This window comes from Actinosynnema sp., assembly GCF_052038725.1.
This window is the reverse complement of sequence record NZ_JBQGCX010000993.1, coordinates 1-3,411: the sequence shown is the minus strand read 5'-3', so window position 1 is coordinate 3,411 and position 3,411 is coordinate 1. Positions and strand designations below refer to the sequence as shown.

At 76.5% G+C, this 3,411-nt stretch carries 4 protein-coding genes; all 4 read left to right on the top strand.

What is annotated here, in order from left to right; all coding sequences use genetic code 11:
* The coding region (locus tag ACTUAL_RS21080) for an FAD-dependent oxidoreductase (protein ID WP_440901456.1) at positions 1-414 on the top strand (414 nt) is incomplete at its 5' end.
* A complete protein-coding gene (locus tag ACTUAL_RS21075) occupies positions 411-1,835 on the top strand; it encodes a cytochrome P450 (RefSeq protein WP_096495043.1) in 1,425 nt (474 codons plus the stop codon). The genes ACTUAL_RS21080 and ACTUAL_RS21075, both read left to right, overlap by 4 nt.
* 2 nt (positions 1,836-1,837) lie before the next feature.
* On the top strand, positions 1,838-2,779 hold the full coding sequence (locus tag ACTUAL_RS21070) for a diacylglycerol/lipid kinase family protein (protein ID WP_440901455.1): 942 nt from the start codon (positions 1,838-1,840) through the stop codon (positions 2,777-2,779).
* 5 nt (positions 2,780-2,784) lie between these two features.
* A complete protein-coding gene (locus ACTUAL_RS21065; protein ID WP_440901454.1) occupies positions 2,785-3,315 on the top strand; it encodes a flavin reductase family protein in 531 nt (176 codons plus the stop codon).
* Positions 3,316-3,411 lie beyond the last annotated feature (96 nt).

The following is a 3,411-nucleotide window of genomic DNA, read 5'->3' as shown; positions in this document are numbered from 1 at the left end:
GGCGCGCTCGGCTCGGCCGCGCCCGCCCCCGAGGCGCTGCGCGCCGCCGCGCGCGCCCTCTCGCCCGCCCTGCGCGCGGGGGCGCTCGCGTCGGCCTGGGCGGGCCCGGTGGCGCTGCCCCGCGCAGGCGTGCCCGTGATCGGGCAGCACCCCGACGACCCCCGGATCCACCGCGCGGGCGGCTGCAACGGCCACGGGCTGGCCGTGTCCGCCCACAACGGCGCCCACCTGGCGCGCTGGATCGTCCACGGGCGCCAGGACCCCCTGTCCACCGCGCTGCCGTGGGTGCGCGGCTCCGCGCCGTGGATCCCCGGCGGGCGCCTGGCTGGCCGCGTGCTCGACCGCTACCTGGCGCGCCTGTCCTCGGCGGCCGACCGGCCCACCGCACCCCTCGACGGGGGAGTGCGCGCATGACGACGGACCAGGAGGGGACCATGGGCACCGAAGGACGCGAGCGCGCGGGCGTGAGCGAGCGCCTGGCATCGTCGGCCTCGATCAGCAGGGTCTCGATCGGCGAACCGCTCGACGACCTGCCCCCCGGACCGCCGGAGACGGTGCTGGCGCAGACCATCCGCTTCCGGCTGGGCAGGCAGGACTACCTGCCGCGCACGCACGACCGCTACGGGGACATCGCCACGCTGCGCGTCGTGCCCGGCGGGCCGTTCGTCGTCCTGCGCGACCCCGAGCACATCAAGCAGGTGTTCCGGGGCGCGCCCGAGACCTTCCACGCGGGCGAGGGCAACTCGCTGCTGGTGCCGATCGTGGGGCGCAACTCGATCCTCACCCTCGACGCGCCGCGCCACAAGCCCGCCCGCAAGCGCATGATGCCCGCGTTCCAGCACGAGAAGATCGCCGCGCTGTCCACCGCGGTCGCCCGGATCACCGAGGCCGAGGTGGCGCGCTGGGAGGTCGGCAGGCCCTTCCGGCTGCTCGACCGCGCCTACGCGCTCACCCTGCAGGTGATCGTCCAGGCCGTGCTCGGCGTGGACGACCCGCACCGGTCCGCCGAGCTGGGCGCGGTGCTGCGCAGGGTCGCCGACATCAGCCTGTCCGACATCCTGGTGTGGATCCGGCCGGGGCTCGGCGAGGTGTGGCCGTGGCGCAAGGTCGTGCGCAACCTGGAGCGGGCCGACCAGCTCGTCTACGCGGAGATCGCCCGCCGCCGCCGGGCACCCGACCTGGCCGACCGCTCCGACGCGCTGTCGATCATGCTCGCGGGCGAGGCCGACGACGAGGTGGTCCGCGACGAGATGATGTCGCTGCTCATGGCCGGGCACGAGACCACGGCGGTGGCCATCTCCTGGATCTTCGAGCGGCTGCTGCGCCACCCCCGCGTGCTCGCCAGGCTCCGGGAGAACCTGGACCAGCCCAAGGACCCCTACCGCACCGCCGTGTTCAAGGAGGCGCTGCGGGTGCGGCCGGTGATCCAGAACGTGGCCCGGAGGCTGACCGCGCCGATCGAGCTCGGCGGCTACCGGCTGCCCGCGGGCGTCGCCGTGCTGCCCTCGATCGCCGCCGTGCACACCGACCCCCGGCACTGGGGGGACGACGCGCACGAGTTCCGGCCCGAGCGCTGGCTGGAGCCCGACCCGCCGCTGCACGCCTGGATCCCCTTCGGCGGCGGGGTCCGGCGGTGCATCGGCGCGATGTTCGCGCAGATCGAGGTCGAGACGGTGCTGGCGACCGTGCTGCGCTCGGTCGAGCTGGAAGCGGTCGGCCACGGGGACGAGGGCAGCGCGATGCGCAACATCACCATGATCCCGAAGCGCGGCGCGCGCCTGCGCGTCACGCGCAGGCTCGGCGAGCCCGACTCCCCAGCGGCACGAGAGGTGTGAGCATGGAACAGCGTCTGCGCGTCGTGGCCGTCGTCAACCCGGCGGCGGGCGGCGACGGCGACCGGGTGGTGGCCGCGCTGGAGGCGGTGGGCGCCGCCGACGTCGAGGTCGTGCGCACCACCGCCCCCGGCGACGCCACCGACATCGCCCACAAGCTCGCGAGCGGCGACCGCCCGCCGGACGTGGTCGTCTCGGTCGGCGGCGACGGCACGGCCTGCCAGGTCGCCACCGGCCTGTTCCACGCGGGCGAGGCGGGCCTCCCGGCGCCGCCGCTGCTCATCGCGCCCGGCGGCACCGGCAACTCCGCCTACCGGGGGCTGTGGGACGACCAGCCGTGGGAGCAGGTCGCGGCCACCGCGCTGACCGGCGGCGCCGCCACCCGCAGGCTCGACCTGGCCAGGATCGCGCACAACGGCGACCTGGTGCTCCTGGGCTCCGGCAGCGGGCTGTTCGCCGCGACCCTGCTCGCCATCCGCGGTCGCGCCGAGCGGGGGCGGGAGCTGCTCATGGCCGCCGCGGTGGCCGCCATGGACGGGTACGCGCCCTATCCGGGGCGGGTCACCGTCGACGGCGAGGTCGTCCACGAGGGCGGGGTCGTCGAGACGATCATCGGCGGTTTCCGGCACCGCGGCGGCCTGCTCGACCTGGTGCCCGGTTCCGTGCTGGACGACGGCAAGCTCGACATCACCGTCGTCACCGCCGAGGTCGAAATGCGGGTCTTCTCCCAGGCGGCGGTGGGCGGCGACGTCCACGCGGTCCCCGGCGTGCGCGCCGCGCGGGGCGACCGGATCCGCGTGGAGCGCCTGGACGGGCAGCCGCTGCTGTTCGAGCACGACGGCGAGGTCATGCCCGAGGACGCGCCCGCCTGCGACGTCGAGGTGGTCCCGGCCGCGCTCGCGGTGCTGGCCAGCCCCCGGAGCCTGCCGTGGTTCGGCCGGGGGTGAGCGCCGTGACCGGTCTCGTGCCGCCGACCGCGCCCGCCGGGCCGGTCGCGGGCAGCCGCGACTACTACCGCAAGCTCGCGGCGGGCGTGGCGGTGGTGACCGCGTGCGGCCCCTCGGGCTGGTCGGGCAGCACGGTCAGCACCGTCACCAGCGTGTCGCTGGAGCCGCCCGTCCTGCTGTGCTGCCTGGCGCGCGGGTCCCGGACGCTGGAGGCGGTGCGGCACGCCCGGCGCTTCGCGGTGCACCTGCTCGCCGCCGGGCAGGCCGACCTCGCCGAGCGGTTCAGCAGACCGCCCGGCGACCGCACGCGCTTCGCGGGCCTGGGCCGCGAGGTGCTGCTGGTCGGCGGCAGCCCGGTGATCTCCGGGGTGCTGGCCGTCGCCTGGTGCGACCTGAGCTCGGCCGCGGAGGTCGGTGACCACGTCGTGCTCTACGGGCGGGTCGTCTCGTCGCGGGTCGGCCGGGGCGAGCCGCTGGTGTGGCACGCGCGGGCCTACCGGGAGCTGGGAGGGCTGTCCCCGGCGGACGCGAGCTGACCCGGCGGGGCCGGAGGGGGCGCCGCCGCTCACCGGCGCCACCGCCCGACCCGGCCACCCGCCGGGGACACCGCTCTCGCACGCCCCAGCGCCATC